The organism is Streptomyces hainanensis, from assembly GCF_004348415.1.
In the GTDB taxonomy this organism is placed as follows: domain Bacteria; phylum Actinomycetota; class Actinomycetes; order Streptomycetales; family Streptomycetaceae; genus Streptomyces; species Streptomyces hainanensis.
The window spans coordinates 26,260-32,758 of the sequence record NZ_SMKI01000018.1 but is presented as its reverse complement, the minus strand read 5'-3'; the positions used below and the strand labels follow the sequence as shown (position 1 = coordinate 32,758).

The 6,499-nt window shown below is 71.6% G+C and carries 5 protein-coding genes and 1 pseudogene; 3 read left to right on the top strand and 3 right to left on the bottom strand.

Annotated elements, in window-relative coordinates; translation table 11 throughout:
- A partial coding sequence (locus E1283_RS03035) for an MFS transporter (protein WP_165955990.1) occupies positions 1-619 on the bottom strand: 619 nt, incomplete at its 3' end.
- 111 nt (positions 620-730) lie between these two features.
- On the opposite strand from E1283_RS03035, the gene E1283_RS03030 reads away from it, so the two are divergent.
- The 3 genes and pseudogenes from E1283_RS03030 to E1283_RS03025 all read left to right on the top strand — a co-directional run bounded on the left by E1283_RS03030 (position 731) and on the right by E1283_RS03025 (position 4,262).
- The gene (locus E1283_RS03030; RefSeq protein ID WP_132816268.1) at positions 731-1,279 is read left to right on the top strand and encodes a TetR/AcrR family transcriptional regulator; all 549 of its coding nucleotides are present in this window, start codon (positions 731-733) and stop codon (positions 1,277-1,279) included.
- Between the two features lie 283 nt (positions 1,280-1,562).
- A pseudogene (locus tag E1283_RS39800) lies at positions 1,563-2,012 on the top strand (ATP-binding protein); the annotation flags it as partial.
- Positions 2,013-2,141: 129 nt separating this feature from the next.
- A complete protein-coding gene (locus E1283_RS03025; RefSeq protein ID WP_243744566.1) occupies positions 2,142-4,262 on the top strand; it encodes a LuxR family transcriptional regulator in 2,121 nt (706 codons plus the stop codon).
- Between the two features lie 16 nt (positions 4,263-4,278).
- Here E1283_RS03025 and E1283_RS03020 read toward each other — a convergent pair whose 3' ends face one another.
- Together E1283_RS03020 and metK are read right to left on the bottom strand one after the other, a co-directional pair.
- Entirely contained in the window at positions 4,279-5,247 is a 969-nt protein-coding gene (locus E1283_RS03020) for a carbohydrate kinase family protein (RefSeq protein ID WP_132816264.1), read from the bottom strand.
- A 1-nt stretch (position 5,248) separates the two neighbouring features.
- Positions 5,249-6,457: a methionine adenosyltransferase gene (gene metK, locus E1283_RS03015; RefSeq protein ID WP_132816262.1), complete on the bottom strand. Its 1,209-nt coding sequence runs from the start codon at positions 6,455-6,457 to the stop codon at positions 5,249-5,251.
- Between the last annotated feature and the right edge of the window lie 42 nt (positions 6,458-6,499).

Genomic DNA, 6,499 nt, shown 5'->3' with positions numbered 1-6,499 from the left:
CCCCGGACCCGGTTCCGTCCCCGGCCTCCCCGGCACCGCCGGCCCGCTTGCCGACGCCGGCGGGGATGGCACCGTAGGCGGCGGCGAAGAGCAGGGCCGCCAGCACCGCGATGGCCAGCAGGTGCCAGTGGACGGGGAACTCCACGGCCGTGGAGAGGATGCCGAGCGATGCCCCGGCCACCGTGCCGAGGCTGAAGAATCCGTGCAGGGTCGGCAGGACGGTGCGGCCGGTGAGGGACTCCACCCGCGCGCCGTCGATGTTGACGGCGACCTCGCCCGACCCCATGCCCGCGCCGAACAGGGCCAGACCGGCCGTGACCACGGGTGCCGAGGGGATCAGGGCCCCGCACCCGATGACGGCCATGCTGACCACGACCAGCGTCGTCCCGATGCCGATGACCGGCCGGGTGCCGAGGCGGGACACCAGCGCCCCGGAGCTGAGGATGCCGATCATCGAACCGACCGAGAGGCCGAAGAGCACCAGACCCATCTGTGCCGTCGACGCCTCCAACTGGTCGCGGATGTCCGGTGTGCGGGTCACCCACGAGGAGATGGCGATGCCGGGCAGCAGGAAGAAGACGAACAGCGACCGTTGGCGGCGCCGCGTGGCGAGGTCCATGGATGATGTGCTTTCGCGATCGACGACGGGACGGAAGCGCGCGGGCTGCCCACCGAACTTCCATGTACAAACGTACATAGTTTGGGGGAGCGCGGATAGGGAGAGGCGACGGTGACGAGGACCACGGGCACCCCCAACGACCCCACACGCCGGGACCGCATCATCGACGCCGCGCTCACGGTGATCGCGGAGCGCGGCGTCGTCGGCACCACCCACCGGCGGGTCGCGGAGGCGGCCGGCGTGCCGCTCGGGTCGATGACGTACCACTTCGACGGGATGCGGGACCTGCTGGTGGCGGCCTTCACCCGCCTCGCCGAGTCCATGTCCGCCCGCTACCGCGCGCTCCTCGACGCCGCCGAGACGCCGCAGCAGGCCCGCGACGCCGTCGTGGAGATCATCTGCGGACCCGGGCTCGGCACCCCGCGCGAACTGCTGCTGATCTACGAGCTGTACGCCTTCGCCGAACGCACCCCGCCGGTCAAGGACGTGACGCGGGCCTGGATGCGGGCCAGCCGCGTGGCCCTCTCCCGACACTTCGACGCCCGCACCGCCCGCGCACTCGACGCCCTGGTGGAGGGCCTCACCATCCACAACTCCATGGACGCCGACCCGATGGACCGCCGGGACGTGGCGGCGATCGTCGACGCGATCAGCGCCTGACCCGCCACCCGGCGCGTCCCCCCGCCCGGCCGGGGTGGCCGGCACGATCCCACCGCGGGCTACGCGTGTTCACCTGCGTGGCTCCGCGCCCGCCGGCGGCGCGATGTCGGTGGGGACATCGGGCGCGGGCCGACCGCCTGTCCGATTCCGCGCGGCGGGACTTCGATGTTCCTTGATGTCGATGCTGGTAAGAGCGTAGCCTTTGTACGGGCATTGCGTGGGGGAAGAGATCGGCGTGGGTGCTCCTCGCCGACTTCTTGGCGTCGGATGGGGACCGGTGGCAATGGCGAGTTTTGACCGTGATACCGAACTGTGTGAACTCGGGAAGGCGCTCGGGGAAAGCGCCGGCGGAGAGCCCCGAATCGTGCTGGTGGAGGGCGCGATCGGGGTGGGGAAATCACTGCTCCTCGAGGGCTTCGCCTCGTACGCCGCGGAGCGCGGGGCCACCGTGTTGTGGGCCGGGGCCCGCGAGGCCGCGCGGCGGCCCTTCGGGCTGCTCGAGCAGTTGCTCGCCGACGGTGGCTCGCTCGGCGGAGGGGCGGGGCGCCCGTTGGTGACGGCGTGGCCCCGTCGCTGGTCGTCCCGGTCCCGAGAGGTGTACCGGGCGTTCCAGGGGGTGCGCGAGTCGTCGCGGAGCGGACAGTTCGTGATTCTGGTGGACGATGTGGAAGATGCCGACCGCGAGTCGCTCCAGTATCTGTTGCGTACTTTGCGGAATTCTCCGGAATCCAGAATCCTGCTCGTGGTGACAAAAAGTCTCATGCGGGTCCCGAGTTTGGCGTCCCTGCGTACCGAGCTCTTACGTCAACCGGGTTTCCGCAGTATCCGGCTCGCTCCGTTGAGTAAGGACGGGGTGGCCGTAATGATGGCCGACCTGCCGGAAGACGACCGGATCGCCGAGCTGGTGGCGGATTACCACTCGCTCAGCGGTGGAAACCCGTTGATGCTGCGCGCCCTGCTCGAGGACGCCAAGGACGTGTGGGTCCGGGAGCCGGCCTGTGGCGAGCAGCTCGCGGTGGGCCCCGCGTATCTGGAGGCGGTGGTGGCCGGGTTGTACCGGTCGGGCCCGCGAGCTCTGCTGCTGGCGCGGGGGATGGCGATCTTCGGCGCGTGGGCCACGCCCGAACTCCTCGCCGAGCTGCTCGACATCCCGTCCGGCACGTTGCCCGGCCTGCTCCAGGCGCTGGAGGAGGCGGGCCTCCTGGTCGGCTGCGAGCTCCGCCATCACTGCGTGGCGTCCATGTTGTTCGCCGACATGGCGCCGGAGGAGCGGGCCGCGCTGCACCGGCGGGCGGCCGAGCTCCTGCACGCGGCCGCCGCGCCGACCGCGGTGGTGGCCGAGCACCTGCTCGCCTCGCCCGACGAGAAGAGCCCCTGGGAGGTCGCCGTGCTCCAGGAGGCCGCCACCGAGTTGCTGCGGGAGGACCGGCCCGAGGAGGCGATCCGGTACCTGGAGCGCACCCTCGCGGTCTGCTCCGACGAGCAGCAGCGGATCGGCATCCGCATCCGACTGGCCGCGGTGGCCAGGCGGTTGGGGCTCCAGGTGGCGCACCGCCACCTGGAGCTCCCGCTCGCCGCGATGCGCGCGGGGCAGCTCTCCGCCGGGCACCTCGCCTCCCTGGGGCGGCTGTTGGGCGTGTTCGGCCAGATCGGCGAGATGCGGGAGGCCATGTCCCGGCTGCACGCGCTGGCCGCGAACCGGGAACGGGAGGGCGAGGCCGAGGCCCAGATCGAGATGCTGCTGGCCGCCGACGGCCAGCTGTCCTCGGGGATCGCGGCCTCCCCGACGGTGGAGGGCATGCGGCGGGCCGTCGTTCCCTGGACCGCCATGGCCGGGCCCCGCGTCCCCTCCGCGGACGTGGTGGCGGCGGCCGAGGAGGTGCTGCGGCTCACCCGGCTCAGCGACACGACCCTCGACACGTTGATCAACGCCGTCAAGACCGTCGCGCTCAGCGACCGGCCGAGCCGCGCGGTGTACTGGGCCCGGATGTTGGGGCGTGAGGCGGAGGGGCGTCGGGCCTTCGGGTGGCTGTCGCTGTTCGCCAGCATCGAGGCGGCGGCCGCGCTGCGGCTCGGTCGGCTGGCGGAGGCGGAGGCGGCGGCGCTCCGGTGCCTCGACCGGCTCCGGGGGCCGGACGCCGACCTGTTCGCGGCGGCGCCGATCTCGCTGCTGGTGCGCGTCTACACCCTGATGGGGAGTTACGAGGACGCCGCCAGGTCCCTGTCCTGGCAGGCGCCGAAGGAACTCGGCGGGAACCTGCTCGGCGCCTTCTACCGGCGCGCCCAGGGGCACTACTACCTGGCGACCGGGCGGCACCACGCGGCGGTCGGCGAGTTCCTGGCCGTGGGCCGGCAGCTCACCCGCTGGGGCCTGGACGGCGAGCTGGCCCTGCCCTGGCGGGGCGACCTGGCCGAGGCGTTGACGGCCCTGGGGGACCGCAAGCAGGCCGAGCGGTACGCGGCGCAGCAGATTGACATGATGCCGGACTCCGGCTCGCTCGCCCACCAGCTCCGCCTCCAGGCCCTGGGCCGCACCCCCCGCCGCCGGGCGATGCTGCTCACCCAGGCGGCCGAGCTGCTGGCGGTCTCCGAGGACGTGGTCGACTACGGCCAGACGCTCGTGGACCTCGGGCTCGCCCAACGGGCGCTCGGCGAGGACGAGCAGGCGGAGGCGACGCTGGAGCGTGCCTGGCAGCTGGCCGCCGAGCACGACATGGGGCATCTGCGCCGGCTGATCGAGGACCGGACGGTGGCCTCGGACGAGCCGGGCCGGCAGGCGAGGCTCAGCGACTCCGAACGGCGGGTGGCGGTGCTGGCCCTGGAGGGGCAGACCAACCGGGAGATCGCGGCGGCGCTGTTCGTCACCGTGAGCACGGTGGAACAGCATCTGACGCGGGTCTACCGGAAGTTCGGCCTCCAGGGCCGGCACGACCTGGTGCGGGTGCCGGAACTCGCCAGGGTTGCGGCGGCGGGTGGCGCGTAGGGCCGGCCCGGCCGGCCTAGTCGGCCGTGCCGGGCCACCCGGCGTCGGCTCCGTACGCGGCCACCAGCCGGGCGTCGAGCGTCTCCCTGGTGGTCGTGTACTCCTGCGGGCCCACGGACTCCAGCGCCGTCGCCGCCAGGGCGCAGCCGAGGCGGGCGGCGCCCACCAGGGGGAGTCCGCGGGCGAGGCCGGCGAGGAACCCGGCGCGGAACGCGTCACCGGCGCCGGTGGGCTCCGCGACCTCGGTCACCCGCACCGCCGGCACGACGACCGGCGGCCGGCCGGCCTGTTCGACGCGCGCCCCGGCGCCGCCCAGGGTGGTGACCCAGGCGCCGACCCGGTCCAGGACCGCGGCACGCCGCAGGCCGGTCCGCTCGATGAGCTGGTGTGCCTCGTACTCGTTGGTGAACAGCCAGCGGGCGCCGGTGACCAACTCCGTGATCTCGTCGGGGCGTAGCCGCGACAGCTGTTGGGAGGGGTCGGCGGCGAAGGGGATGCCGAGCTCCCGGCACTGGGCCGTGTGGCGCAGCATGGCGTCGGGGTCGTTGGGGGAGACCAGCACGAGGTCGAGGCCGCCGACGCGGTCGACGACCGGCCGCAGGTCGATGGAGGCCGCGTCGCGCATGGCGCCGGTGTGGAAGGCGGCGATCTGGTTCAACCGCCGGTCCGTCAGGCAGATGAAGCGCGCGCTGGCCCGGGTGGGCGAGACGTGCACGGACTCGGTGTCGACGCCGTGCTCCTTGAGCCGGACCCGGTACTCGGCGAAGTCGTTGCCGACGGAGCCGACCAGGACGGGCGTCAGGCCCAGGTTGCCGAGGCCGTAGGCGATGTTGGCGGCGGTGCCGCCGCGGCGGACCTCGAGGTCGTCGACCAGGAACGACAGGGAGATCTTGTCGAGTTGGTCGGGGATGAGCTGTTCGGTGAAACTGCCGGCGAACCGCATCAGGTGGTCGGTCGCGATGGAGCCGGTGACGGCGATGCGCATGTCAGCTCCCGGCGGCGGTGCGGAGGGCGTCGACGCGGTCGGTGCGTTCCCAGGTGAAGTCGGCCAGTTCGCGGCCGAAGTGGCCGTAGGCGGCGGTCTGGGCGTAGATCGGGCGCAGCAGGTCGAGGTCGCGGATGATGGCGGCCGGGCGGAGGTCGAAGACCTCGGTGATGGCCTGCTCGATCCGCTCGACCGGTGCGGTGGCGGTACCGAAGGTCTCCACGAACAGACCCACCGGCTCGGCCTTGCCGATCGCATAGGCGACCTGGACCTCGCAACGGCTGGCCAACCCGGCCGCCACCACGTTCTTCGCCACCCACCGCATCGCGTAGGCCGCCGAACGGTCCACCTTCGACGGATCCTTCCCCGAGAACGCGCCACCACCGTGCCGGGCCATCCCACCATAGGTGTCGATGATGATCTTCCGACCCGTCAACCCCGCGTCGCCCATCGGGCCACCGATCTCGAACCGGCCGGTCGGATTCACCAGCAGCCGGTAGCCCTCGGTGTCCAGCTTGATGCCGTCGGTCAGCAGGGCCTTGAGCTCGGGTTCGACCACGAACTCCTGGATGTCCGGCGCGAGCAACGACTCCAGATCGATGTCCGAAGCGTGCTGCGAGGACACCACCACCGTGTCCAGACGCACCGCCTTGTCACCGTCGTACTCGATGGTCACCTGCGTCTTGCCGTCCGGTCGCAGGTAGGGGATCGTGCCGTTCTTCCGCACATCGGAAAGCCGGCTGGAAAGCCGGTGCGCCAACCGGATCGGCAACGGCATCAACTCGGGCGTCTCATCGCACGCGTACCCGAACATCAAGCCCTGATCGCCCGCACCCTGCCGATCCAACTCGTCCTCGTCACCCTCGACCCGGGACTCGTAGGCACTGTCCACCCCCTGCGCGATGTCCGGCGACTGCGCGCCGATCGACACCGACACACCACAGGAAGCACCGTCGAACCCCTTCTTCGAGGAGTCGTAGCCGATCCCCAGGATCGTCTCGCGCACCAACGACGCGATGTCCGCGTAGGCCGAGGTGGTGACCTCACCGGCCACATGCACCAACCCCGTGGTGATCATGGTCTCCACCGCCACCCGCGAGGACGGATCCTCGGAAAGCAACGCGTCGAGAATGGCGTCACTGATCTGGTCGGCGATCTTGTCAGGATGACCCTCGGTCACAGACTCCGAGGTGAACAGACGGCGGGACACATCGCTCCCTGAGGTTGCAGCGGCTGCTGACTGAACTGAGAC

What these genes read in the sequence shown, in the direction of transcription:
- E1283_RS03020 (WP_132816264.1), bottom strand. Translation starts at nt 5,247, where the DNA reads ATGCGCATCGCCGTCACCGGCTCCATCGCGACCGACCACCTGATGCGG.
- E1283_RS03025 (WP_243744566.1), top strand. Translation starts at nt 2,142, where the DNA reads ATGATGGCCGACCTGCCGGAAGACGACCGGATCGCCGAGCTGGTGGCG.